This is a genomic window from Metabacillus litoralis (genome assembly GCF_007994985.1).
GTDB classification, from domain to species: Bacteria; Bacillota; Bacilli; order Bacillales; family Bacillaceae; genus Metabacillus; species Metabacillus litoralis.
In genome coordinates this window covers 679898-705086 of the sequence record NZ_VOQF01000001.1, presented here as the reverse complement: position 1 = coordinate 705086, position 25189 = coordinate 679898, and the positions used below count along the sequence as shown (strand labels likewise).

The following is a 25189-nucleotide window of genomic DNA, read 5'->3' as shown; positions in this document are numbered from 1 at the left end:
TGCTGACATGAGTCAAAAAAATGACTTTGTTGTAATAAAAGCTATTGAAGATGGTGTTAATGTAATTGGCCTTACTCGAGGTACAGATACAAGGTTTCATCACTCTGAAAAATTGGACAAAGGTGAAGTAATGATTGCTCAATTTACAGAGCATACTTCTGCAATTAAAATCAGAGGAAAAGCACAGATCCAAACAGCTATTGGAGAACTAGAAAGTGATTCAAGAAAATAAGCAGGTTGTCCTGCTTTATTTGCTTTTGTTCTCATTTATCATGTTATAGGCATTATGAACAGAAAATAGAACTCAGTTATGTTATAATTAATTTTATCTGATATAAAGGTCTTTTCTGAAGAAATGTTTCTAACTAATTAAAATACCCAGTGAAAATAAGTATTTTTTGTGATAATGGTACTTTTATAGGCTTTTTTCTTCGAGGTATGTCAAGTAACAATGTTTGGGAACACTGCTTAAAGAAAAATGTATATCCTTTTAGGATAGGTTAATTATTATGTGGAGTAAAGGAATACGAGAACACTTTATCTAGTGGAATTCCGTCCCCTTTTTTCACAATAAACATTACCTTTTTGCTAGTAAGTAATTTCTCTTTAACAAACTAGTAAAAAAAGAGAGATAAAATGTTAATTTGGGGACAAGGGTGATTTATTTGCAGTACATAGATGTACAGTTAGCGGAAATTAAAGAAGCTCTAATAGAAAAACTAACACATCCATTTTTGGTAAAACATTTACCTTCTCCTGTTATAGATGAAGATAAGTTGCTTCTCCTATATGCAATTTTTGATGAGATAGATCTTGCAGTTGAACTGAAAACAAATTATATCCTAACAGCAATGCTGGTTCAGATTGCCCTTGATACGCATGACGATGTTACAACAACAAATACGATAAGCTCTGAGCAATTTGTTCAAAGACAATTAACAGTCCTTGCCGGGGATTATTTTAGCGGTTTATATTATTTGTTGCTTTCTAATGTGAAGGATATAAACATGGTCCGCACATTGGCTGTTGCTATTAGGGAAATTAATGAACATAAAATCAGGCTATATCACGATAGTGAAGCAAGTGAAACACAAACTTTGGATAGTGTTATTGTTGTAGAAACAGCACTGTTTCAGAAAATAACTGAGCATTATAACCTTGATTTCCTTAAATTAGTTACAACTAAATATCTTACCTATAAGAGACTCTCTCATGAAAAATTTCATACAAATTTTGAAAGTAAGTTGTCTATACTCAATTTAACAAAAGCATGTAATCATTTATTCGAAGAAACAGTATCGTTAATAAACAAAGGTTTCTCTCATAAATCTATGTTAAAAGAGCTGCTACTTTCGCGTATTCAATCCGCTCATTTTAACGGAGCATTACATGATAATAAGATAGTGGAAGAAGGTTAATAAAAATGGATCAGTCTAAGGAAGAAAGAGTCCATGGTGTTTTTGAAAAAATATATAAAAATTATGACCAAATGAATTCAGTCATTAGCTTTCAGAGACATAAAGCTTGGCGTAAAGACACGATGAAGCATATGAATGTACAGCCAGGTCAAAAGGCACTTGATGTATGCTGTGGAACGGCTGATTGGAGTATTGCCCTTGCTGATGCAGTTGGTCCAACTGGAAAAGTAATAGGTTTAGATTTTAGCCAGAATATGCTGCAAATTGGTCACGAAAAAGTTAAACAATTGAAAGTAAATAATTTAGAGCTTATTCATGGTAATGCAATGAAGTTACCATTTGAAGACCAATCATTTGATTTCGTAACAATAGGGTTTGGTTTAAGAAATGTTCCAGATTATCTACAGGTTCTTAAAGAAATGCATAGAGTGCTAAAACCGGGTGGCAAAGCAGTATGTTTAGAAACATCTCAACCAACACTACCTGTTTTTAAACAATTCTTTTCACTCTATTTTCGTTATGTAATGCCTCTATTTGGTAAGGTGTTTGCTAAAAGTTATAAGGAATATTCTTGGTTGCAGGAATCTGCACGTGATTTCCCAGGTATGAAAGAATTAGCTTCTATGTTTAAAGATGCAGGATTTGATAAAGTTGAAATTAAGCCATATACAGGTGGAGTTGCAGCTATGCATCTAGGAGTAAAAGAAAAAGTATAATGATGAGGTTTTACTCAGACCACTTTGTTATAAGAAGGTTAAGAATTCTGAAAAAGATTGCTTCTTACAACGGTGGTTTTTTAATTTTAGGCTATGTTAAAGTAAATTGATGCTTTTTTAGCACATGTTGATTCGGAGTGGACAAATGAGGCTCCTGCTAAGGGAAGCTTGTAAATAGAAGACTACATAGGTGTTGTAACTTACGGCTCCCGAACAAAACCTAATTTTAAAAGCTTTTAGGTAATATATAGAATATACTAGTACCACAAAAAGATGTATTAAGGTGAATTTATATGAAATATAAAGCATTGTATTCTTTCTTAAATAGTGATCTTTCTATTATTGAACAAGAACTTGAAAAAACATCGGTTTCAGAGTATTCCTTACTTAAGGAAGCTAACTTAGAATTGCTTCAAGCAGGTGGAAAACGAATTCGTCCAGTATTCGTCTTACTTTCTTCTATGTTTGGAGAATATAACATCAATAAAGTTAAATACGTAGCTGTAGCATTAGAAACAATTCATATGGCATCATTGGTTCATGATGATGTAATTGATGACGCAGAAATGCGAAGAGGAAAGCCAACTGTTAAATCCAGATGGGATAATCGGATTGCCATGTATACAGGTGATTACTTACTTGCTCGTTCACTAGAGGTGATGACTAACATAGATGATCCACTTGCCCATAAGATTTTATCTAAGGCAATTGTAGAAGTATGCTTAGGCGAAATAGAGCAAATAAAAGATAAATATCATTTTGATCAATCATTTCGTACATATTTAAAACGAATAAAAAGAAAAACAGCTCTTTTAATAGCTGTAAGTTGTCAGTTAGGTGCCGTCTCATCTGGAGCGTCAAAAGAGATACATCAAAAATTATACTGGTTTGGCTATTTTGTAGGGATGTCATTTCAAATTACTGACGATATATTAGATTTTACTTCTACTGAGAAAGACTTAGGTAAGCCAGTAGGAAGTGACCTTCTACAAGGTAATATCACTCTGCCTGTTTTATTTGCTCTGGAAATACCGGAGATTAAAAGAGAAATTGTGAAAATTACAAATGAAACAACACCTAAGGAAATAGAGCTGGTGTTAGAGATGATTTTAGCTTCAGATGTTATAGAACAATCTGCTAAAGTAAGTGATCAATACCTTAAGAAAGCATTTGATATTTTAGAAACTCTTCCAAGAAATCGTGCAAGATCTACGTTGTATAGTATTGCAAAATATATTGGAAAAAGAAAATTTTAATTATTTCCAGAATTTCTCCACCCCTTAGATTGCAAATGTATCCCAAATCATGGTATTATTTTCATGGGGTAAACAAGCCTATACATAATTTTTTACGGGGTGGAGAATATTATGGAAAAAACATTTTTAATGGTTAAACCTGATGGGGTACAGCGTCAACTAATCGGGGAGATTGTTAGTAGATTTGAAAGTAAGGGCTTACAATTAGTTGGAGCTAAACTAATGTCAATCCCAACAGAGTTGGCTGAGAAACATTACGGAGAGCATAAGGGTAAACCATTTTATGACTCGCTAGTCGATTTTATAACTTCAGGTCCTGTTTTTGCGATGGTGTGGCAAGGTGAAAATGTCATTGAACTAACTCGTAAAATGATGGGTAAGACCAATCCAAAAGATGCTGAACCGGGAACTATTCGTGGAGATTATAGCATGTATGTTAGTAAAAATATCATTCATGGCTCTGACTCAACCGAGAGTGCAGTAAGAGAAATTGGCTTGTTCTTTAATGAAAATGAAATTGTTGAATATGAAAAGTTAATAAATAATTGGATATATTAAAAAAGCTAGCTATTCGCTAGCTTTTTTTTTAGGCTAATTATAAACAGTTTCGATAAAAATAAAAAGGTATTGTTAAAAATAGATTCAGAAAATTCGTCATTTTCTTCAAAAATTTCGCAAATTTCTATAGATATAAGATATACTATAAATTATTCCTTATTGAAATAACAAAAATTCGTAGACAAATGCAATTTATATTCATTACTACATGAGAATGCAATAGGAGAGCTGTCATGATAGATCAAGATTATGAACAATTTATAAAAAATATAAAATCTAAAACCGGTATTGACTTATCACTTTACAAAGAAGCACAAATGAAAAGAAGACTAACATCATTATATGAAAAAAGAGGATTTTCAAACTTTACAGAATTTTATTCTGGTTTGAATAAACAAAGAGAGCTTTATTATGAATTCTTAGATCGTATGACAATTAATGTATCAGAATTTTATCGTAACTATAAGAGATGGGAAGTACTTGAAGAAAAGATATTACCGAGTTTACTTGAAAGAAATAGCAATCTGAAAGTGTGGAGTGCTGCTTGCTCTACAGGTGAAGAACCTTACACGATTGCCATGATTCTTTCGAAGCTGATGCCGATGTCAAAAGTTAAGGTTTTAGCAACAGATATAGATGATAATGTCATTGCCCGCGCAAAATTAGGTCTTTATCCAGAAAGATCTCTTAATGAAGTACCTGATGATATGAAAAAGAAATACTTAAAAAAAGAAGGTACAAATTACAAAGTAAGTGATGAAATCATGAAAACTGTTACATTTAAAAAGCAAAACTTATTATCAGATCCATTTGATTCACAGTTTGATTTAATTGTGTGTCGAAATGTTTTAATATACTTTACAGAGGAAGCCAAAGAGGTATTATATAGTAAGTTTAGTGGTGCTTTAAAAAGGCAAGGTGTATTTTTTGTGGGCAGTACAGAGCAAATTTTTAATGCTGAACGTTTCGATCTTTCATCTGTTGATACATTTTTTTATCAAAAGAGATAAGAATTTTCTATTTTTTTAGAAAAAGTTATGTTATATTTTTACTTAAAAGCGTTAGTGCGTTGAAGGGAGAGAGTGGAATGAGGTATTTAACAGCTGGTGAATCACATGGACCTCAATTAACTGCAATTGTTGAAGGTGTACCGTCTGGACTAAATTTAACAGCAGAAACAATAAATTCTGATTTAGCTAGAAGACAAAAGGGATATGGTCGTGGCAGAAGAATGCAAATTGAAAAAGACCAAGTTCAGATTCTTGGTGGAGTAAGACATGGTAAAGCCTTAGGCTCACCAATATCTCTTGTTGTTGAAAATAGAGATTGGAAGCACTGGACAAAAATAATGGGTATTGAACCGATTACAGATGAAGAAGAACAAGAAGTGAAGCGCCAAATAACACGTCCTCGCCCAGGACACGCTGATTTGGTTGGTGCAATGAAATATGGACATCGTGATATGAGGAATGTGCTTGAGCGTTCATCAGCTCGTGAAACGACTGTTCGAGTAGCTGTGGGTGCATTAGCAAAACAAATATTAGCAGAATTAAACATAAAGGTAGTTGGTCATGTACTAGAAATCGGTGGAGTAAGAGCAGAAAATACTGATTACAAAAACATTGATGATTTATTAGCAATAACAGAGGAATCACCGGTTAGATGCTATGATCGTAATGCTGAAGTTAAAATGATGGAAGCGATAGATCAAGCTAAAGAAAATGGTGATTCTATTGGTGGTATTGTTGAGGTAGTTGTTGAAGGCTTACCTGCTGGTATTGGTAGTTATGTACACTACGACCGTAAATTAGATAGTAAAATCGCAGGTGCAATTGTTAGTATTAATGCATTTAAAGGCGTGGAATTTGGTATTGGCTTTGAAGCTGCTAGAAAATTTGGTAGCCAAGTACATGATGAGATCCAATGGTCATCTGAGGATGGATATACTCGTAAATCAAATCGTCTTGGAGGATTTGAAGGTGGAATGACAACTGGAATGCCCGTTGTTGTTAGAGGTGTAATGAAGCCAATTCCAACATTATATAAACCATTACAAAGTGTTGATATAGATTCAAAAGAACCATTTAGTGCAAGTATTGAGCGATCAGATAGTTGTGCAGTTCCTGCAGCTAGTGTTGTGGCAGAGTCAGTTGTTGCTTGGGAAATAGCAAATGCCATTGTGGAGCAATTTGGATTAGATCGAATGGATCTAATTAAAGAAAATATTCAGAAGATGCATACTTACTCGAGGGAATTCTAAATGAAATCAATTTTGGTGAAAACGACTGACTCGATCTATCCAGTTTATGTTGGGGACAATGCTATAAAAGAATTATCTCCTTTATTATTAGAACTAAATCCTTCTAAAGTGCTTATTGTAACAGACAATAATGTGGATGAACGTTATGGAAGTGATTTAGTTAAAATAGTTAGTAAACAATTTCCAACATGTAAGTTTGTTGTAAAGAATGGTGAGTCTTCAAAGTCATTTGAATTGTTTTATGAATTACAATCATTTGCACTTAAGCAGGGATTAGATAGGAAGTCAGTTATCCTTGCTTTTGGTGGTGGAGTTGTAGGTGACTTAACAGGCTTTGTAGCTGCAACCTTTATGAGAGGAGTCCCTTACATACAAATACCGACAACATTACTTGCACATGATAGTGCTGTTGGTGGAAAAGTAGCAATTAATCATCCAGAAGGAAAGAATATGATTGGTGCTTTTTATCAACCTAAAGCTGTCGTTTATGATAGCAAATTCCTAAATAGTTTACCGGATGAAGAGTTGCGGTCGGGATTTGCTGAGGTTATTAAGCACTCCCTGATTCGAAGTGAGCCTTTTTATCATTTTCTATATAATGATGTTTCTGACTTAAGAGATCTTTCATCTGAAAAGCTAGAAACAATGATTCTAGAAGGAATTAAAATTAAAGCAGATGTTGTATCACATGATGAAAGAGAATTGGGACTTCGTGAAATTTTGAATTTTGGTCATACGTTAGGACATGCAATTGAAGCAGAAGCTGGTTATGGGAGAATGTCACACGGTGATTGTGTCGCAATAGGTATGCTTTTTGCAATATGGTTAAGTAATAAATTCCAAGTTAATAAATTACCATATGAAGAAATCAAGATATGGTTTGAAAAGATCGGTTTTCCAACGTCTATACCAGCGGAACAAAGTACAGAGGAACTTGTTAATAAAATGACAAAAGATAAGAAGACTAAGTCTAATCAAATTAAAATGATTTTACTGCAAGAAATTGGTGTTACAACTTCTGATACATTTACTAAGGATGAGCTTCATTCTTTACTTGAAGAGTGGCGTGGTTTAGAACGGGGGGAGAAAATTTGATTAGGGGGATTCGAGGCGCTATAACAGTTGATGAAAATGATGCTTATGAGATTGTTATAGCAACAGGTGAGCTTCTTAAAGAACTGATAGTAAAGAATAACATAGAAGCAGAGGATGTGGCACATGTTATCATTACTGTAACAGAAGATCTTGACGCTGCTTTTCCGGCAAAAGCACTAAGAGAAATAGAAGGCTGGACCTATGTTCCTGTTATGTGTATGCAGGAAATACCTGTTCCAGGAAGTTTAGAAAAATGTATTAGAATAATGATGACAGTTCAGACAGAAATTGAACAAAATCAAATTCAACATGTTTACGCAAGAAATGCTGTAGTTCTTAGACCAGATTTAATAAAATAGATGAGATAATTAAAACAGTAGATGAATTCTTGACATTTTTTAGTGAAATATATTAACATGATAAAGAAGATTAAATAATAGTTGAGTAGAGTATAAGAGTATAGGGTAGCAGAGAATGAGTGAGTTTAGCTGAGGTATATTATGATGGCACAAGTCTACCCAAAAACAAACGTGTTTTTGGGTTTTAATTTTATAGCATATAGGGTTTATAATGTACAATATTAAGAATTATAAACAATATTGTACAGAGCCCTAATGTCAGTTTAATTAGTTGTGTTGACATTAATCTTCAATAATTTTATAACCTCCTAAAATCTCATTCTCCAAAAAATATTGGAGGAGTGAGTTATTTTGAATTTTTCTTCTTTTACCACTTTTAGTGAAGATAGCAAACATTATCGAACAATCCCCATTGTAGAAAAGTATATGGTAGATACCATTACACCCATTCAATTGTTTCAACTTTTTAAAGATGAAGCTGTTTATTTATTGGAAAGTAAAGATGCTGAATCAAATTGGTCAAGATACTCATTTATTGGTCTTAATCCATTTTTGTTTATAGAGGAAAGTTTTGGTGAATTTTCGATCTTAAATGAGCAAAGAAAAACCTTATCAAAATCAAATTCAATAACAAGTACGTTTAAGCAGTTACAAAACCATTTAGCTATAAAATTACCAGATATCGATATACCTTTTGTTGGTGGAGCTGTTGGTTATATTGGATATGATGCAGTTTCAATTTTCGAAAAAGTTGAAAAACATAAAACCAATGATCTGAATCAACAAAATTGTATGTTTTTCGTTTGTGAAACAATCATTGCATTTGATCATCACGAAAAACAACTTTATTTCATCCATTATGTTCGTGTAAACGGTGATGAAGAAGAAGCAAATCTAAAAGCAACCTATATGCTTGCAGAAGCTAAATTAAATAAATATGTGAGTATGTTAAATCAGAAAACACAACCAGAACAATTGCCATTAGCTATATCAAATTCTTTTGATGTTAATTTTGATCATATTAAGTCTAATTATGAGAAAAGTAAATTTTTAGAAGATGTGGAAAAGGTGAAAGAGTATATACGAGCAGGAGATATATTCCAAGGTGTATTATCTCAACGATTTGAGATTCCATTAAAAACAGATGGATTTTCATTATATAGAATTTTGCGAATTATCAATCCATCACCATATTTATTTTATATAAGGATAAATGATACCGAACTAGTCGGTAGCTCTCCAGAGAGATTAATTTATATTCAAAATAAGCATCTTGAAATTCACCCTATTGCCGGTACAAGAAGACGAGGTAAAACGGTTGAAGAAGATCAATATTTTGAAGAAGAATTAAAGCATGATGAAAAGGAAAAAGCAGAGCATTATATGCTTGTTGACTTAGCAAGAAATGACTTAGGAAGAGTAGCAGAATATGGCTCTGTTACAACACCTACATTGATGGAAGTTGGCCGCTTTTCACATGTTATGCATCTTATCTCGAAGGTGACTGCGAAATTAAAGGAAGAAGTTCATCCAATGGACGCACTTTTATCATCCTTCCCTGCAGGTACTGTCTCAGGAGCACCCAAAATTCGTGCAATGCAAATTATTAATGAGTTAGAACCAAATGCTAGAGGTAGTTATGCAGGATGTGTGGCGTACGTTGGTTTTGATGGCAATATTGATTCTTGTATAACAATAAGAACGATTACAGTTAAAAATAATACTGCTTACGTTCAGGCAGGTGCTGGTATTGTTGTGGACAGTGTACCTGAGCTTGAGTGGAAAGAAACATGTAATAAAGCAAGTGCAATGTTAAAAGCCATTCAATTAGCAGAAAAAGTCTTTTCTGAGGAGGTAGACAAAGATGAAAAAACTTCTAGCACATTGTATTGAGGGTAACACTCTTTCAGAGGAGCAAGCTGAACAGGTAATGAACTCAATCATGACTGGCAATGCAACACCTAGTCAAATTGCTAGTCTTGTTTCGATCATGCGTCTTAGAGGAGAAACAGTTGATGAACTAGTAGGGTTCACTAAATCAATGAAGCAGCATATGACGTCAATACAATATGATAGTGATGTTGTTGATACTTGTGGAACTGGAGGAGATGGTGCTTCAACCTTTAATATATCAACAGCTGCTGCAATTGTTGTCTCATCTCTAAAAGTAAAAGTAGCAAAGCATGGAAATAGAGCTATTTCCTCTAAGAGTGGAAGTGCTGATGTTCTAGAGAAATTAGGAATAAATATTCAAACATCACTTGAAGAAGCAGTGAAAAGCTTAAATGAACAAAACATGAGCTTTTTGTTTGCACCTATGTTTCATTCCTCAATGAAACATGCTGTAAATCCACGTAAAGAGATTGGCTTTAGAACTGTTTTTAATCTGTTAGGTCCATTGTCTAATCCAGCAAATGCAAAAAGACAAATTATTGGGGTTTTCTCAACTGATTATGCTGAAAAAATGGCAGAGGCATTAAAGAGGCTTGGAGCAGAGCATGTATTACTAGTAACTGGTAGAGACGGTTTGGATGAGATTTCTATCTCAACTGAAACTGATGTTGTTGAGCTAAAGAACGGAACGATTTCTCGTTATGTTCTTCATCCTAAAGATGTAGGTCTAATCGAAGGTAATAATGTTGAACTTAAGGTCAGTAATGCAGAGGATAGTGCTAAACTTATTGAACAAATATTTAGAGGCGAAGGACCTGTCAGTGCAGAAAATATAGTAGCAATTAATGCTGGTGCTGCTCTTTATGTAGCAAACCATGTGAAAACTTTGGATATAGGTGTGATTTTAGCAAAAGAAGCAATTCGTAATGGAGTAGCTCTGAAGCAATTACAAATGTTAAGGCATCAACGGGAGGAAAATTATGCTTGATCAAATCATACAAACAAAAAAAGAAGAAATAAAAAATCTTATATTACCTGAAGATGAAAAACTACCTCGAGTTTCGTTTCTAAACGCTTTATTAAATTCACAAAGAGACGTAGGACTTATTGCTGAAGTGAAAAAGGCATCACCATCTAAAGGGTTAATAAAAGAAAATTTCCATCCTGTTGAGATTGCAAAGGCTTATGAGAGAGGTGGAGCAGATTGTTTATCTGTTCTAACTGATTCTCCTTACTTTCAAGGAAAACGAGAATATTTAACACAGGTTAAAAAAGCTGTTAATCTTCCAATTCTAAGGAAGGATTTTATTATCGATACAATACAAATAGATGAAGCTCAAAGAATCGGAGCAGATGCGATTCTTTTAATAGGGGAAGCACTTGAGCCAACCTTATTAAAAGAGCTGTATCAATATGCTACAGAGCTTTCATTAGATGTTTTAGTTGAGGTACATGATCAAGATACATTAGATCGTGTATTAAAAGTAATTACTCCAAAAATATTAGGAGTGAACAATCGTAATTTGAAAACGTTTGAAACTAATATACACCAACTAAAAGCAATGGCTGTAACTGTTCCAAAAGATACTATACTCGTGAGTGAGAGCGGTATTCATACGAACGAGGATTTACAGCTTGTACAACAATATGGAGCAAACGCAGTTTTAGTTGGAGAATCGTTAATGAGAAAAGATGATCAAACACTTGCAATTAAACAATTATTCGGAGAAATCATTCATGGATAATCCTAAATTAAAATACTGTGGAGTTAGAAATTTTGATGACTTAAAAATTGTTTCACGGTCTCAAGCGAATTATATAGGATTTATATTTGCTGAAAGTAAACGTAAAGTTAAACCAGCTGAAGTGAAGAAATGGCTTGAAGATGTTGATGTGACGAATAAATTGCTGGTTGCTGTTTTTGTTAATCCTACTAGTGAGGAATTACAAGAAGTTATAAATGAAATACCTGTAGATGTTATTCAATTTCATGGTAATGAATCTTTAGATCAAATTAAAAAGGTGAAACAACAATTTGGAGGTCTTGTTATTTGGAAAGCTCTTCATCATCACGAAAACACTTTAAAACAAATGGAAGAATTCATAGATACTGTTGATGGATTTGTTATTGATTCTAGAATAAAAGGTGCATGGGGTGGGACAGGAGTTAGCTTTGATTGGAAAGCAGCACCAAAATACATCAATTATGCATTAATACACAACAAAGAATGCTTTATAGCTGGTGGTATAAATGAAAAAAATATCAGGAGATTACTAGAATTACAGCCTCAAGGAATCGATCTTTCAAGTGGTATAGAAGAGGATGATAAAAAAAATGAGGCCAAAATTCAGCAGATAGAAGAAAGGATGTTACAATATGCCAACTTATCCAGATGAAAAAGGGAGATATGGAGATTTTGGTGGACGGTTTGTACCAGAAACTTTAATGAGTCCATTAGCTGAAATCGAAAAAGCACACAAAGAAGCTATGAATGATCCTTCATTTATGGAAGAGTATCATCATTTACTAAAAGAATATTCAGGTAGACCTACGACAGTTACCTTTGCCGGTAATTTAACAGAAAAATTAGGTGGAGCAAAGATTTATTTAAAGCGTGAAGATTTAAACCATACAGGAGCACATAAGATTAATAATGCAATTGGTCAAGTTCTGCTAGCCAAAAGAATGGGAAAGACCAAGATTATAGCAGAAACTGGGGCAGGTCAGCATGGTGTGGCTACTGCTACTGTTGCAGCGAAATTTGGAATGAAATGTCAAGTCTTTATGGGTGAAGAAGATGTTAGAAGGCAGGAATTAAATGTATTTCGTATGCAATTGCTTGGAGCGGAGGTTATTCCTGTAACAAGCGGAAATAAGACATTAAAAGATGCTACTAATGAAGCAATGCGTTATTGGGTTCAACATTGTGAAGATCATTTTTACATTATTGGATCAGTTGTTGGGCCGCATCCATATCCGTACATTGTGAGAGAATTTCAACGAGTTATCGGTGACGAAGCACGAGCTCAATTTCTCCAATTAGAAGGAAGTTTGCCTACAAAAGTTATGGCTTGTGTTGGTGGTGGAAGCAATGCAATTGGCATGTTTGCTGCTTTCTTAAATGATGATGTTGAACTTGTAGCAACAGAAGCAGCAGGTAAGGGTGTTGATACAGATATGCATGCAGCTACAATTACAAAAGGCACAAAGGGTGTCCTTCATGGATCATTAACATATTTATTACAAGATGAATATGGCCAAATCACTGAACCGTATTCCATTTCAGCTGGTTTAGATTATCCTGGAATTGGTCCAGAGCATGCACATCTTGCTTCATCAGGACGTGTTAAATATGAGAGTGTAACAGACAAACAGGCATTAGATGCATTGGAACTTTTGGCGAAAGAAGAAGGGCTTTTAGCTGCAATTGAATCAGCACATGCTCTTTCATCTGCATTTGAACATGCGAAGTTAATGAAAAAATCAGAGACTATTCTTATTTGCCTTTCAGGTAGAGGAGATAAAGATGTTCATACATTAATGTCGTATTATCAGGAGGTAGAAAACCATGACAACTCTCTTCAAACAACCGATTCAAAATAATTTATTTATTCCTTTTATTACAGCTGGTGATCCATATTCAGACTGTACGATTGATTTAGCTATTGCTCTTCAAGATGCAGGAGCATCAGCAATAGAGTTAGGTATACCATATTCAGATCCAGTTGCAGACGGACCGGTTATTCAAAGAGCATCGAGTCGTGCTTTGCAAAGTGGGATGAATATCGTAAAAGCGATCAAGCTTGTACCTGAAATGCGTAAAAAAGGTTTAGAAATTCCAATAATTTTATTTACGTATTACAATCCTGTGTTACAATTAGATCAAGAATCCTTTTTCGCTTTACTGCGAGAAAATACTGTAGATGGACTACTTATTCCTGATATTCCATTTGAAGAAAGTGAAGAGCTTAGAGAAAAATGTCAGGAACATTCTATCTCATTTATTTCTCTTATTGCGCCAACGTCTTCAAATAGAATAAAAATGATAGCAGAAAATGCAGAAGGCTTTGTTTATTGTGTTTCCTCATTGGGTGTTACTGGAGAAAGAAAAAACTTTGATAAATCCATAGAAAACTTTTTGAATGAAGTGAAAAGATACAGTAAAGTTCCAGTAGTTGTAGGCTTTGGAGTTTCCTCAAAAGAACAAGTAGAGGAACTTGCTTCCATCTGTGATGGTGTAGTTGTTGGTAGTGCATTAGTTCGCGAAATCGAACGCCTCGGAGCATCTCTCGTGAATGAGAATACTCGCCAAGAAGCACTAGATGAATTTAAAGCTTTTGCAAGCAACTTTGCCTCTTAAACAAATTGGTATTATCTTTTGGTTTTGTTATTGCTTATTGTTGGTTTAAAAACTATCCAAGAGAATATAAAGGACAAGTTAATAACAAGGCTTTAACAAAGCCTTCTACATAATGAACGAGATAACAAAAGGTGGTAAATTCAATTAATCAGTACCTAAATGAAATAAGATTAAATTTGAAAGAATATCATAAAGAATTGCAAAAAGATTAAGATGAATTTATGATAGAAAACATAATAATGAAAGAGCTATGTTAAAGGTAAGGTATGATCTTTTCATATAGGAGAGGTGTTTTAATTGCAAGTAAAAAAACAATTGTTAGGTCTACAACCGTATCAGCCAGGTAAACCAATTGAAGAAGTAAAAAAACAATTCAATTTAACAAAAGTTGTAAAACTTGCTTCAAATGAAAATCCTTATGGTTGTTCGCCAAAAGCAAAACAAGCCATAATGGATGAATTAGATCAACTAGCTATTTATCCGGATGGATACAGCGCTAGTTTACGTACAAGAGTAGCAAAGCATGTGAATGTAAATGAAGAGGAATTAATATTCGGAAATGGTTCGGATGAAGTTGTACAAATTATTTGCCGTGCTTTATTAAATCCTGAGAAAAATACTGTTATGGCAACACCTACATTTCCGCAGTATAAGCACAATGCAGTAATTGAAGGAGCTGAAGTACGAGAGGTACCACTCGTTAACGGTGATCATAATTTGGATGAAATGATTGGGAAGATTGATGAAAACACCACTGTTGTTTGGGTATGTACACCAAATAATCCAACAGGGACGTATGTCACAAGTGATAACTTACTAAATTTTTTAACTAAAGTGCCAAAGCATGTTTTAGTTGTTGTGGATGAAGCTTATTATGAATACGTTTTGGCAGAAGATTATCCAGATACAGTCTCATTATTAAATGAGCATTCAAATCTAATGATTCTCCGTACATTTTCAAAAGCATACGGACTAGCTTCATTGCGAATTGGTTTTGGAATTGCGAATGCAGAGCTGATTCGTAAAATTGAACCAGCACGTGAACCCTTTAATACAAGCAGGGTAGCCCAGGCTGCTGCTATCGCTTCCTTAGATGATCCTGATTTTGTAGCAGATTGTCGTGAGAAAAATAAAAAAGGCTTAAAGCAATTTTATGAGTTTTGTGAAAACTTGAATTTAGATTACTATCCATCTGAGGGTAATTTTATTTTAATAGATTTTAACCGTGATTCTGATGAAGTATTCCAAGCATTGCTTGAAAAAGGCTATATAGTTCGTTCTGGTAATGCATTAGGTTTTCCAACACATTTACGTATTACAGTAGGATCTGAGATTCAAAATAATGAAATTATTGAGATCTTAAAGGATTTTGTTCAATAGGCTAGTAATCATAATTCAAGATGATTATTTCGTAATATTGATTCATGTGTCTTATCAAAAAGTGTATGAAATAGGATATACTCTCTATGAGCAGCAAATCAATAAAAGTGTTAAGTTCTTGTGAAAAAGAGGGATGAATACAAGCATTCGCCTACTATACATTAGTAGGTAAAGGTATGATTTTGCTTGGTTAATCTCTCTTTTTCTCTTAAAAAAACTAAAAATTCATTTTTTTATGTAGTTATGACGAATAAGCCTCTAAGATATAGGCCAAAAAAGGTGATCAAAAATATGGCAAAGAAAATATATTTAATAGGTCTTGGGTTAATTGGGGGCTCTATTGCGTTATCAATTAAGCATAATGATCCATCAATACATATAATAGGGTTCGATATAAATAATGACCAAGCAGCTCTTGCAAAGAAGCTGGGAGCAATAGACGAAGTTTCTTATGAGATTTTCCCTAGTGACATTTCTTCTGTGGATATCATTTTCATTTCAACTCCAGTAGAGCAAACGATAAATATAATAAAAGATCTTAAAGATGTAGAGTTGAAAAAAAATGTCATTATCACTGATGTTGGAAGCACCAAAGTGAAAATAGTAGAAAGTGCTAATAAATATTTGAATGGTAGAATCAAGTTTGTTGGAGGACACCCGATGGCAGGATCACATAAATCGGGTATTTTAGCTGCAAAACCGCACTTATTTGAAAATGCGTTTTATATTTTAACTCCTTCAAAATACGTTACTTTAGAGGATCTAGAGCAACTAAAAAATATCCTTGAAGGCACAAAAGCCAATTTTATTGAAATGTCCCCACAGGAGCATGATAGAGTGACTGGTGTTATTAGCCATTTTCCTCATATAGTTGCTGCTAGTTTAGTATATCAAGCAAAAAATCATGAAGAACAATTTCCTTTAGTAAAAAGATTAGCCGCTGGAGGATTTCGAGATATTACTAGAATCGCGTCTAGTAATCCCTATATGTGGCGTGATATCCTTCTTCACAATAAAGGTCCACTTTTACATTTATTTGATGATTGGATTTCAGAAATGGAACGTGTAAAGGGCTTTGTTGAAAATGAGGAGGCAGAAAATCTATATGATTATTTTGAACATGCAAAGCATTATCGAGACGGCCTTCCTGAAAAGCAAAAAGGAGCAATTCCTTCATTCTATGATTTATATGTAGATGTACCTGATTATCCAGGGATTATTTCTGAGGTTACTGGTTTCTTAGCTCAAGAAAAGATTAGTTTAACAAATATACGAATTATCGAGACGCGTGAAGAAATTTATGGGGTTTTGAGACTAAGTTTTCAAACAGAGCATGATCGGGAGCTTGCTATAAATTGTATTAGCAAATATTCTACTTATGAAACATTTATTATATAAGCTATGCTTAATACTTGGAGAATTTAAAAATAAATATTATTGCTTAGTAATTAGTCATTCATACTAATGCCAAATTATTAATGAGGTGGAATAAATGTCTGAGATCAAAAATTTAGTAAAAGTTGAGCGTTTAGTAGGGGAAATAGATATACCAGGTGATAAATCAATCTCTCATAGAGCTGTGATGTTCGGATCAATAGCAAATGGTCAAACACTCATATCAAACTTTTTAATGGGAGCGGACTGTTTAAGTACTGTTTCCTGCTTTAGAAAAATGGGTGTAACAATTAATATTGAAGAAGGACAAGTTTCGGTTGATGGTAAAGGTTTAGCAGGTTTAGTAGAACCAACTGATATTTTAGATGTTGGTAATTCAGGAACAACTACTAGGTTAATGATGGGAATATTAGCAGGGACATCATTTCATTCTTGTATAATCGGTGATGAATCTATAGCTAGAAGACCTATGTCTAGAGTAACAGAGCCATTAAAGATGATGGGTGCTAACATAGACGGAAGGGAAAATGGACAATACACGCCAATATCAATTCGTGGTGGGAACTTGAAAGGGATACAATATCAATCTCCTGTTGCTAGTGCACAAGTTAAATCCGCTATTTTACTAGCCGGCTTGCAGACAAGTGGTGAAGAAACAATCGTGACTGAACCCCATAAGTCCAGAGATCATACAGAGAGAATGCTGAGGGCTTTCGGGGTTAAAGTACAAGAGGATGAAAAATCCGCTTCTATAGTCGGTGGACAAAGCCTGCAAGCAACAAATATATTTGTACCAGGTGATATTTCATCAGCAGCATTTTTCCTTGTTGCCGGAGCTATTGTTCCAAACAGTGAAATAGTTCTGAAAAACGTAGGAATAAATCCGACTAGAACTGGAATTCTCGATGTGTTAAAAATGATGGGAGCTTCAATTGAGATTATTCCACATAATGAACAGCCATTTGAACCAATTGCAGATATCATTATTAAAACATCAACCTTAAAAGGTACAACAATTGATGGAGATTTAATACCAAAACTAATAGATGAAATTCCTGTAATTGCTTTACTTGCAACTCAAGCAGAAGGTGAAACAATTATAAAAGATGCAAGTGAACTTAAAGTGAAAGAAACAAATCGTATTGATACAGTTGTAGGAGAATTAACTAAAATAGGAGCAGCTATAAAAGCAACAGACGATGGAATGATTATAACAGGTAAGACTTCATTAGTAGGTAATGCTGTTGTATCTAGTCATGGAGATCATCGAATAGGTATGATGCTTGCTATAGCTTCTTGTATAACAAATGAACCTGTTCAACTTGAAGATGCTGGAGCAATTGATGTATCATATCCGAATTTCTTTGAACATCTGTCTTTACTTTCTAAATAATACTATTTTACAGCCTAAGCACTATTCATGGGGTCATCCTGATTAATGCTTGGGCTGTTTTCTATTGCCTCTGTTAAACTTTGTTGTTGATTTCCGTTACAGGCATTCGCTTTCCGCGTGCGGTCCGGGAGCCTCCTCGTAAGCTACGTGGCTGTGGAGTCTCATGCCTTTCACTCCAATCTACAATGTGCTAAAAATTCAACATTAACCTTTAACATAGCCTTTCTATTAAAAGATCTAAATATTCTAATGTGAGTTCTAAACTAAGCATAAATGAATACCTTCTTTCATAGCTTGTCTTTAAGAGGATGAAAGGGGGCAAGAGGAATGAGTTATATCATTGAACATGCAACACTGTTAAAATCAAGTGGTACAACTAGGACTTCGTTATTAATAAAGGAAAACAAAATAGAGTTTATGAAGTCATCTTTAAATAATTACCGTTTTATAAGAATGGATATGAGTTCATATTTATTAACCCCAGGATATGTTATGCTTGATTTTTCTCTTCAATCTTTACTTCATTTTCAAGAATTCAAACAACATATGAGCGAGAAATATGTTAAAAAAGGTTGTACAACATTATTGACAGTAACCTCATTGGAAAAAGAACAAGATCTGTTACCTAAACTAAAACAAAGAAGACAACTAATGATTAATTCACCTATTGATTATTATATAGGTGTAAAGATTCCTTTTAAACTTTTAAAGCCCTCATTACTTAGAAAGTTAAGACAGCATAATATATCAGTTGTATTTGTTGAACTATGTGAGGATGATTGTTTAGATAGGAAATCATGGGGTTGGATAAGGGATGCAATGTTTTCAAATCCAATTACACTGGTTCCTTACATAGAAGAAGGACTGTATAAAAGTAATGTAAAACAAAAAATATTGAAAAATTGGTTTAAGCATATGAAAGAAAATCGAATTTCTTCTTTGACATATCAATTAACAGATGGAGAAACATTAACAAGAAATGAGTTAATGACAATGGGTATATATCCTGAAAAGGGTGATATTAGAATAGGTGGACAAGTTAATTATAACTTGTATAATCTAGACGATATAAAATACCATACTGACGGGCAGCCAATAATAAATAGTAGCATACTTCCTGTGTTTACAATTCATCAAGGAAAGTTAATAAACATAAATGGAGAAATTACATTTAATCCAGGTATAGGGGAAGAATGTTTTATTCCGATTTCAGGTCGTTTTATATCACATCAAATCTCTCTTTGATGTATGATAAAGTAAAGTAGATGTCATTAAGAGCTGTTTTAGTAAACCTTTTTGTTTTGACTAACTAGTGAAAATCATGCATGGTATAAAGTCTAATGGCATTTTTTCTTCTAAGATAGCACCTTTTATGTAAGGATCTTTTTGAATTTTTTAAAATCTACATGATAAAAAATTCTCTGTTCTATTAACAAACTATTTTTCTATATAAGAAAGGGATTATGTATGTTGAACTCAGTACTAAACGAAGCAATCAATCTTGTAAACAAGGGTGATACAGAAACAGGACTAAACTTGCTAGAGAATATTGAACCTACTCTTCATGATGAAGAAAAACTGCATTTAGCAGATCAATATTATCAATGGGGAATTATAGACAAAGCTCATAATATGATTGAAGAATTACACTTCCTTTATCCTGATGAAACACAAATTACATTGTTTTTAGCTGAAATCAATTTAGATATGGAAAAAGAGGAAGAAGCGATAGATTTATTAAATATGATCACTGTAGATCATGAAGCATATCCTCAGGCACTGTTACTTTTAGCAGATCTATACCAGATGCAAGGACTGGCTGAGGTAAGTGAGCAAAAATTAAAAGAAGCAAAGGATTTATTACCCGACGATCGGATTATTGATTTTGCTTTAGGTGAATTTTATTTCCATCAGGGCAAGTACATGCATGCAATTCCTTTTTATCAAAATACGGTGGTTGAACATCAGTTGATTTCTGGTGTACATATTAAGTTAAGACTTGCTGAATGTTTAAGTGCAGTTGGTCAATTTGAAGAAGCGTTGGAATATTATGAGCAAGGAATAACAGAACATGAAGACGCTCATAGTCTTTTTGGCTACAGTTTTACAGCATTTCAAGGTGGATTTTATAAAACGGCTATTCAACAGTTTATAAAGCTAAAAGAAGCAGACCCTCAATTCTCGTCATTGTACTTGTATTTGGCCAAGTCATATGAGCATGAAGGTCTTTTAGAAGAAAGTCTAGGTACAGTACAAGAAGGAATTAAAGTTGATGAGTATAATAAAGAGTTGTTTCTATTTGGAGGTAAAATAGCCATTAAGCTCGGGCAGATGGATGATGCAGAAGGGCTACTTAGGGAATCTCTTGCAATTGATCCAGGTCATATTGAGGCAGCAATTACATTAACACATATCTTTTTACAACAAGAAAGATATGATGATGTAATTGATTTAATCAGTGTTAGCAAACAATATGGTGAAGAAGATCCTCAGTTTGAGTGGAACTTAGCACGAGCTTTTCATCAAAAAGAAGATTATACACAGGCATTAAATCATTACCATGTTGCATATAATTTTTTCAAGGAACAACAAGAATTTCTACATGAATACGGATATTTCCTGTTGGAAGAAGGAAAGAGGCAAGAAGCAAAGGGTATCTTTGAACAAATCATTAAGCAAGATCCTTCGAATGTCGAAATATGTGAGATTTTGTTACAATTAGAAGATGAGTTTTAAGTGATATAAGAAGGATTTCATTTTCACTTTGTGGAATTATCAAAGTAAGAAACAATGAACTGCAGAGGAGGGAATTGTATGGTGGCCCCTGTATCTGTCCATGAAAAGAAAGATTTCATCAGGTGGTTCTTAAATCATTATCAACTGAAAAGAAGAGAATGTGTGTGGATCTTAAATTATTTAATGAGTCATGATACCTTGATGGAAAATGTTCACTTTGTTGAACAAGCACAATACTGTCCGAGAGGAATTATTATGTCTACTCATTGTGTTGAAGAAGTGCCGTTTCGCTTTTATAAAGAGAATGTTATGACAACAGACGCAGAAAAATCTTTTCATGACATCCGTTTAAATAAAGAGGAGGAACTCTTTATTCAATTAAATTTCAGGTCTTCTTATCAATCACCACAATATGCAGCAGTTCTCGAATCTAATCCTTTTATGCCAGAGCATCTTCATGAAAATGAAAAAGATCGTGAAGTAGCAGAAAAAGTACTAGAGCATTCCATTCAAAGCTTTCAAAAAGAAAAGCTTCTTCAGTTAATCGATGAGGCGCTAGATAAGCAAGATAAAGAAAGTTTTAAAAAGTTAACTGAACAATTAATCACGCTTAATAATAATTAGTATGCAATGTTATTTAATAAAGAGGCTGACTTATATGTCAGCCTCTTTATTATTGACCTCTGGCATTTATAAGGCTAGTTAGTCTTAAAACCTTCTAAGCTCGCTTTCAAACAAGCTCAGGTGGCTTCTTGCTCCTTTAAAAGAGAATTCGTGTACAATATAAAATATAGCTATAGTCTATTGTTAGTAAAGTTACGCTTAGACTTGTTATATTTAACAAATAATCAAACAACCTATATAATGGATTTATTAGTAATTTATATAGGGAGTGGAAGTAATGAAATGGGTTTCAGGTGATGTAGATAAATATAGTCAATCTAAGGAGTATGTAGATACAGCTATTGTGCCGTTAATGCCTATATCTTTAGATACTAATTTTAAAAGTACTGTTGCTAAAGGAGAGTTTATTCATTATGTTAGTACAGAATTAGAAAGACAGTTAAAAGGAAGGGTTTTTCTTTTTCCTGAGCTTTCATATTTAAAAAATGACAATCAAGTTATTAATAAGATGGAAGATTGGAAAAATGAGATACAAAAAGAGTTTAAGCATATCATTTTTCTTACTAGTGATGAATCGATTAAAGAAAAAAAGTCTGATATGATAGCTGATCATGTTATGTGGTTACCTACTGTTCCCCTTGAGCACATGGACGAACAATTGAAACGAAAGCTTTTACAAGATCAAGTCGAACAAATTTTGAACATTTTATTACAATCTTGGAATAAATAATAAAAACCTTTTCATTTCCAGAATTCAAAATCAGGATTTTATTGACCTCACTCCAAGATTGATATATCATGAGTATGTCCTAGTTTTATATATCATTTCCGTATGTCCTAAACGGACTGAGCTTAAGATAGAGGGGGGAAAATGATGAGCGAGAAAAAACATCGAGTTTCTAGACGTCAATTCTTAAACTACACGCTTACTGGTGTAGGCGGTTTCATGGCTGCAGGTATGTTAATGCCTATGGTTCGCTTCGCACTTGACCCTGTGCTCCGACCAGCAGAGGAAACAGACCTAGTGCAAGTAGTTAGTGTTGACGAAATAACAGAAGAACCTCAACGCTTTGACTTTAAAATCAAACAAAAAGACGCTTGGTATGAATCAGAAGAAACAAGATCAGCTTGGGTTTTTAAAAGTGGAGACAAAATCACTGCGTTATCACCAGTCTGTAAACATCTTGGATGTACAGTTGGGTGGAATAATGATCCGGCTAACCCGAACCAATTTTTCTGTCCATGTCACTATGGAAGATACGAAAAAGATGGGACTAATGTTAAAGGAACACCTCCAATTGCACCGCTTGATGTATATCAACATGCAGTTAAGGACGGCTATTTATTCTTAGGAAAAGCAAAACCACGAGGGGAGGCGTAATCTATTGCTAAACAAAATTTATGATTGGGTTGATGAACGTTTAGATATTACGCCGATGTGGCGCGATATTGCTGACCATGAAGTTCCTGAACACGTTAACCCTGCACACCATTTTTCCGCTTTCGTTTATTGTTTCGGCGGATTAACATTCTTTGTTACAGTTATACAAATTCTTTCTGGTATGTTTTTAACAATGTACTATGTACCAGATATTAAGAATGCTTGGGAATCAGTATTCTATTTGCAAAATGAAGTAGCCTTCGGTCAAATTGTTCGAGGAATGCATCACTGGGGAGCTAGTTTAGTTATCGTTATGATGTTTTTACATACATTGCGTGTATTCTTCCAAGGTGCATATAAAAAGCCACGTGAGTTAAACTGGGTTGTGGGAGTACTAATTTTCTTCATTATGCTTGGTTTAGGTTTAACTGGTTATCTATTACCTTGGGATATGAAAGCTTTGTTTGCTACTAAAGTAACATTGCAAATTGCGGAATCAGTTCCATTCATTGGACCTACTATTAAGACATTGTTATCTGGACATCCAGAAATCGTAGGTGCACAAACGCTTACTAGATTCTTTGCAATCCATGTCTTTTTCTTACCTGCTGCATTATTCGGTTTAATGGCAGCTCACTTTGTAATGATTCGTAAACAAGGTATTTCTGGTCCACTATAAGAGTTAAGTGAAAATCAATTTTTATGAACTTATTATTAGTTTCGTAAACCACCTTAGTAAGGAGGGGAAATTATGCATCGCGGAAAAGGTATGAAATTTGTTGGTGACTCTCGTGTTCCTGCTGAGAGAAAGCCAAATATTCCGAAAGATTACTCGGAATTCCCAGGGAAGACAGAAGCATTCTGGCCAAACTTCCTTCTAAAGGAATGGTTAGTAGGTGCTGTTTTTTTAATCGGATTTTTATGTTTAACAGTAGCCCATCCTTCACCACTAGAGCGTGTGGCTGATCCTACTGATGCTGGGTATATTCCACTACCAGACTGGTATTTCTTATTTTTATACCAATTACTAAAATATGAATTTGCTGCTGGTTCTTATACAGTTATGGGAGCAATTGTTATTCCGGGACTTGCATTCGGTGCATTAATGCTGGCACCATTTTTAGATCGCGGTTCTGAACGTCGTCCTGCTAAACGCCCTATTGCTGTTGGTATGATGATATTAGGTGTTGCTGCAACTTTTTATCTAACTTGGGAATCAGTTGTTACACATGACTGGGAAGCTGCTGCTGAGCAAGGGAAAATCCAAGTAGAAGCTGAAATTGATAAAGAGTCTGAAGGATATGCAATATACCAAGAACAAGGATGTATTTCTTGTCACGGTGATAATCTTGAAGGTGGAGCAGCTGGTAAAGCCCTTGTTGATAATGGGTTAGAGCCTGATAAAATTGCTGACATTGCTAAGAATGGTCAGGGGAATATGCCTGCTGGTATGTTTAAAGGCACTGATGAAGAGTTAAAAGTATTATCTGAATTCATTTCTGGTGTTACTTCGAAATAAAAGCTGACAATTGTCAGCTTTTTTTTGTAAGACTCTTTTTTTGCAAGATAGTTGTTAAGGAATCTTATTAGGCAGGGGAAACATTGCTTTGTTTGGTAAAATGAATATTATGACCCACTAAATCAACCTACATAAAATACATATGAAAAGTCTGGTGTGTGAAAAAAATGAAAATGTTTCAATATCTATTAGGACAGAAGCCTATTTTAATTGTCATGTTATTCATAAATTTCTTTGGAACTGTATATGGATATTACTGGTACGGAGATCAACTTAATGAAACTCCAGCTCATTTTTATATTTTTGTACCAGATAGTCCTACAGCTAGTCTTTTTTTTCTAATTGTTATAATTGGCTTTCTTATGAGGAAAAACTTGCCACTTATCGAAGCATTAGCAATTGTTACACTATTTAAATATGGTATTTGGGCAGTAATAATGAACTTACTAGTTTTACAAATCAATGGCACATTACCTTGGCAAGGGTATATGTTAATTGCGTCTCACTTTGGTATGGCTATTCAAGGACTTTTATACTCCCCATATTACCGATTTAAATTAAGGCATTTATTAATTGCAGCTATTTGGACTCTTCACAATGATGTAATTGACTATGTTTTTGGAATGATGCCGAAATATAGCCTTTTAATGAACTATATAAGTGAAATAGGTTATATGACATTTTGGTTAAGTATTATTTCACTTTTAATTGCGTACGTCTTAGTGTTAAAACAAAAAACAAATAAACTTCAACTACCTTAAGTCTAGCTAATATTGCTAGGCTTTTTTAAACCATAAAGATTCTTCATATGCATTTCCTATCCACGCTAAAACAACTACACATTG

Annotated in this window: 26 protein-coding genes; all 26 read left to right on the top strand. The window is 34.0% G+C overall.

Annotated elements, in window-relative coordinates:
- The first annotated feature begins 7 nt into the window (after nucleotides 1-7).
- Nucleotides 8-232, top strand: a complete 225-nt coding sequence (mtrB, locus tag FS935_RS03645; RefSeq protein ID WP_146946152.1) for a trp RNA-binding attenuation protein MtrB — start codon at nucleotides 8-10, stop codon at nucleotides 230-232.
- A 433-nt stretch (nucleotides 233-665) separates the two neighbouring features.
- Entirely contained in the window at nucleotides 666-1418 is a 753-nt protein-coding gene (locus tag FS935_RS03640; RefSeq protein WP_146946151.1) for a heptaprenyl diphosphate synthase component 1, read from the top strand.
- 5 nt (nucleotides 1419-1423) lie between these two features.
- A complete protein-coding gene (locus FS935_RS03635; RefSeq protein WP_146946150.1) occupies nucleotides 1424-2134 on the top strand; it encodes a demethylmenaquinone methyltransferase in 711 nt (236 codons plus the stop codon).
- A gap of 293 nt (nucleotides 2135-2427) precedes the next feature.
- Nucleotides 2428-3390, top strand: a complete 963-nt coding sequence (gene hepT, locus FS935_RS03630) for a heptaprenyl diphosphate synthase component II (RefSeq protein ID WP_146946149.1) — start codon at nucleotides 2428-2430, stop codon at nucleotides 3388-3390.
- A gap of 111 nt (nucleotides 3391-3501) precedes the next feature.
- On the top strand, nucleotides 3502-3948 hold the full coding sequence (gene ndk / locus FS935_RS03625) for a nucleoside-diphosphate kinase (RefSeq protein ID WP_146946148.1): 447 nt from the start codon (nucleotides 3502-3504) through the stop codon (nucleotides 3946-3948).
- Between the two features lie 233 nt (nucleotides 3949-4181).
- Nucleotides 4182-4958: a CheR family methyltransferase gene (locus tag FS935_RS03620; protein ID WP_168714460.1), complete on the top strand. Its 777-nt coding sequence runs from the start codon at nucleotides 4182-4184 to the stop codon at nucleotides 4956-4958.
- A gap of 77 nt (nucleotides 4959-5035) precedes the next feature.
- A complete protein-coding gene (gene aroC / locus FS935_RS03615) occupies nucleotides 5036-6208 on the top strand; it encodes a chorismate synthase (protein ID WP_146946147.1) in 1173 nt (390 codons plus the stop codon).
- Nucleotides 6209-7303 (top strand): 3-dehydroquinate synthase, encoded by a 1095-nt coding sequence (aroB, locus tag FS935_RS03610; RefSeq protein WP_146946146.1) that lies wholly within the window; start codon nucleotides 6209-6211, stop codon nucleotides 7301-7303.
- The gene (aroH, locus tag FS935_RS03605; RefSeq protein ID WP_146946145.1) at nucleotides 7300-7662 is read left to right on the top strand and encodes a chorismate mutase; all 363 of its coding nucleotides are present in this window, start codon (nucleotides 7300-7302) and stop codon (nucleotides 7660-7662) included. The genes aroB and aroH overlap by 4 nt, the downstream gene beginning before the upstream one ends.
- Nucleotides 7663-8013: 351 nt before the next feature.
- Nucleotides 8014-9555, top strand: coding sequence for an anthranilate synthase component I (gene trpE, locus FS935_RS03600; protein ID WP_439116618.1), 1542 nt, complete (start codon nucleotides 8014-8016; stop codon nucleotides 9553-9555).
- A complete protein-coding gene (trpD, locus tag FS935_RS03595; protein ID WP_146946143.1) occupies nucleotides 9527-10543 on the top strand; it encodes an anthranilate phosphoribosyltransferase in 1017 nt (338 codons plus the stop codon). Before trpE ends, trpD begins: the two co-directional genes overlap by 29 nt.
- Nucleotides 10536-11300, top strand: coding sequence for an indole-3-glycerol phosphate synthase TrpC (trpC, locus tag FS935_RS03590; protein ID WP_146946142.1), 765 nt, complete (start codon nucleotides 10536-10538; stop codon nucleotides 11298-11300). The genes trpD and trpC overlap by 8 nt, the downstream gene beginning before the upstream one ends.
- Complete coding sequence (locus FS935_RS03585; protein WP_146946141.1) at nucleotides 11293-11952, top strand: phosphoribosylanthranilate isomerase; 660 nt, start codon at nucleotides 11293-11295, stop codon at nucleotides 11950-11952. The genes trpC and FS935_RS03585 overlap by 8 nt, the downstream gene beginning before the upstream one ends.
- Nucleotides 11933-13159 carry a tryptophan synthase subunit beta gene (gene trpB, locus FS935_RS03580; protein WP_146946140.1) on the top strand — a complete coding sequence of 409 codons (1227 nt, stop codon included), beginning with the start codon at nucleotides 11933-11935 and terminating at the stop codon, nucleotides 13157-13159. Before FS935_RS03585 ends, trpB begins: the two co-directional genes overlap by 20 nt.
- Nucleotides 13125-13916: a tryptophan synthase subunit alpha gene (gene trpA, locus FS935_RS03575; protein ID WP_146946139.1), complete on the top strand. Its 792-nt coding sequence runs from the start codon at nucleotides 13125-13127 to the stop codon at nucleotides 13914-13916. The genes trpB and trpA overlap by 35 nt, the downstream gene beginning before the upstream one ends.
- Nucleotides 13917-14213: 297 nt before the next feature.
- On the top strand, nucleotides 14214-15296 hold the full coding sequence (gene hisC, locus FS935_RS03570; RefSeq protein WP_146946138.1) for a histidinol-phosphate transaminase: 1083 nt from the start codon (nucleotides 14214-14216) through the stop codon (nucleotides 15294-15296).
- A 291-nt stretch (nucleotides 15297-15587) separates the two neighbouring features.
- On the top strand, nucleotides 15588-16694 hold the full coding sequence (locus FS935_RS03565; protein ID WP_146946137.1) for a prephenate dehydrogenase: 1107 nt from the start codon (nucleotides 15588-15590) through the stop codon (nucleotides 16692-16694).
- Nucleotides 16695-16788: 94 nt separating this feature from the next.
- Nucleotides 16789-18084 (top strand): 3-phosphoshikimate 1-carboxyvinyltransferase, encoded by a 1296-nt coding sequence (gene aroA, locus FS935_RS03560; protein WP_146946136.1) that lies wholly within the window; start codon nucleotides 16789-16791, stop codon nucleotides 18082-18084.
- A 327-nt stretch (nucleotides 18085-18411) separates the two neighbouring features.
- Nucleotides 18412-19329 carry a hypothetical protein gene (locus FS935_RS03555; protein WP_146946135.1) on the top strand — a complete coding sequence of 306 codons (918 nt, stop codon included), beginning with the start codon at nucleotides 18412-18414 and terminating at the stop codon, nucleotides 19327-19329.
- Nucleotides 19330-19551: 222 nt separating this feature from the next.
- Nucleotides 19552-20820: a tetratricopeptide repeat protein gene (locus FS935_RS03550; RefSeq protein ID WP_146946134.1), complete on the top strand. Its 1269-nt coding sequence runs from the start codon at nucleotides 19552-19554 to the stop codon at nucleotides 20818-20820.
- 78 nt (nucleotides 20821-20898) lie between these two features.
- A complete protein-coding gene (locus FS935_RS03545) occupies nucleotides 20899-21444 on the top strand; it encodes a ReoY family proteolytic degradation factor (protein WP_146946133.1) in 546 nt (181 codons plus the stop codon).
- 277 nt (nucleotides 21445-21721) lie between these two features.
- Nucleotides 21722-22174, top strand: coding sequence for a YpiF family protein (locus FS935_RS03540; protein ID WP_146946132.1), 453 nt, complete (start codon nucleotides 21722-21724; stop codon nucleotides 22172-22174).
- 144 nt (nucleotides 22175-22318) lie between these two features.
- Complete coding sequence (locus FS935_RS03535; RefSeq protein ID WP_146946131.1) at nucleotides 22319-22825, top strand: Rieske (2Fe-2S) protein; 507 nt, start codon at nucleotides 22319-22321, stop codon at nucleotides 22823-22825.
- Between the two features lie 4 nt (nucleotides 22826-22829).
- The gene (qcrB, locus tag FS935_RS03530; RefSeq protein WP_146946130.1) at nucleotides 22830-23504 is read left to right on the top strand and encodes a menaquinol-cytochrome c reductase cytochrome b subunit; all 675 of its coding nucleotides are present in this window, start codon (nucleotides 22830-22832) and stop codon (nucleotides 23502-23504) included.
- A gap of 72 nt (nucleotides 23505-23576) precedes the next feature.
- Nucleotides 23577-24344, top strand: a complete 768-nt coding sequence (locus tag FS935_RS03525; protein WP_146946129.1) for a menaquinol-cytochrome c reductase cytochrome b/c subunit — start codon at nucleotides 23577-23579, stop codon at nucleotides 24342-24344.
- Nucleotides 24345-24511: 167 nt separating this feature from the next.
- The gene (gene lhaT / locus FS935_RS03520; protein ID WP_146946128.1) at nucleotides 24512-25105 is read left to right on the top strand and encodes a lipoprotein heptaprenylglyceryl N-acetyltransferase LhaT; all 594 of its coding nucleotides are present in this window, start codon (nucleotides 24512-24514) and stop codon (nucleotides 25103-25105) included.
- The last annotated feature ends 84 nt before the right edge of the window (nucleotides 25106-25189 follow it).

Bases quoted from the DNA above. Each gene is read 5' to 3' on its own strand.
- mtrB (WP_146946152.1), top strand. From the start codon at position 8: ATGAGTCAAAAAAATGACTTTGTTGTAATAAAAGCTATTGAAGATGGT.
- FS935_RS03635 (WP_146946150.1), top strand. From the start codon at position 1,424: ATGGATCAGTCTAAGGAAGAAAGAGTCCATGGTGTTTTTGAAAAAATA.
- hepT (WP_146946149.1), top strand. From the start codon at position 2,428: ATGAAATATAAAGCATTGTATTCTTTCTTAAATAGTGATCTTTCTATT.
- ndk (WP_146946148.1), top strand. From the start codon at position 3,502: ATGGAAAAAACATTTTTAATGGTTAAACCTGATGGGGTACAGCGTCAA.
- FS935_RS03620 (WP_168714460.1), top strand. From the start codon at position 4,182: ATGATAGATCAAGATTATGAACAATTTATAAAAAATATAAAATCTAAA.
- aroC (WP_146946147.1), top strand. From the start codon at position 5,036: ATGAGGTATTTAACAGCTGGTGAATCACATGGACCTCAATTAACTGCA.
- aroB (WP_146946146.1), top strand. From the start codon at position 6,209: ATGAAATCAATTTTGGTGAAAACGACTGACTCGATCTATCCAGTTTAT.
- trpD (WP_146946143.1), top strand. From the start codon at position 9,527: ATGAAAAAACTTCTAGCACATTGTATTGAGGGTAACACTCTTTCAGAG.
- trpC (WP_146946142.1), top strand. From the start codon at position 10,536: ATGCTTGATCAAATCATACAAACAAAAAAAGAAGAAATAAAAAATCTT.
- FS935_RS03585 (WP_146946141.1), top strand. From the start codon at position 11,293: ATGGATAATCCTAAATTAAAATACTGTGGAGTTAGAAATTTTGATGAC.
- trpB (WP_146946140.1), top strand. From the start codon at position 11,933: ATGCCAACTTATCCAGATGAAAAAGGGAGATATGGAGATTTTGGTGGA.
- trpA (WP_146946139.1), top strand. From the start codon at position 13,125: ATGACAACTCTCTTCAAACAACCGATTCAAAATAATTTATTTATTCCT.
- FS935_RS03565 (WP_146946137.1), top strand. From the start codon at position 15,588: ATGGCAAAGAAAATATATTTAATAGGTCTTGGGTTAATTGGGGGCTCT.
- aroA (WP_146946136.1), top strand. From the start codon at position 16,789: ATGTCTGAGATCAAAAATTTAGTAAAAGTTGAGCGTTTAGTAGGGGAA.
- FS935_RS03555 (WP_146946135.1), top strand. From the start codon at position 18,412: ATGAGTTATATCATTGAACATGCAACACTGTTAAAATCAAGTGGTACA.
- FS935_RS03550 (WP_146946134.1), top strand. From the start codon at position 19,552: ATGTTGAACTCAGTACTAAACGAAGCAATCAATCTTGTAAACAAGGGT.
- FS935_RS03545 (WP_146946133.1), top strand. From the start codon at position 20,899: ATGGTGGCCCCTGTATCTGTCCATGAAAAGAAAGATTTCATCAGGTGG.
- FS935_RS03540 (WP_146946132.1), top strand. From the start codon at position 21,722: ATGAAATGGGTTTCAGGTGATGTAGATAAATATAGTCAATCTAAGGAG.
- FS935_RS03535 (WP_146946131.1), top strand. From the start codon at position 22,319: ATGAGCGAGAAAAAACATCGAGTTTCTAGACGTCAATTCTTAAACTAC.
- FS935_RS03525 (WP_146946129.1), top strand. From the start codon at position 23,577: ATGCATCGCGGAAAAGGTATGAAATTTGTTGGTGACTCTCGTGTTCCT.
- lhaT (WP_146946128.1), top strand. From the start codon at position 24,512: ATGAAAATGTTTCAATATCTATTAGGACAGAAGCCTATTTTAATTGTC.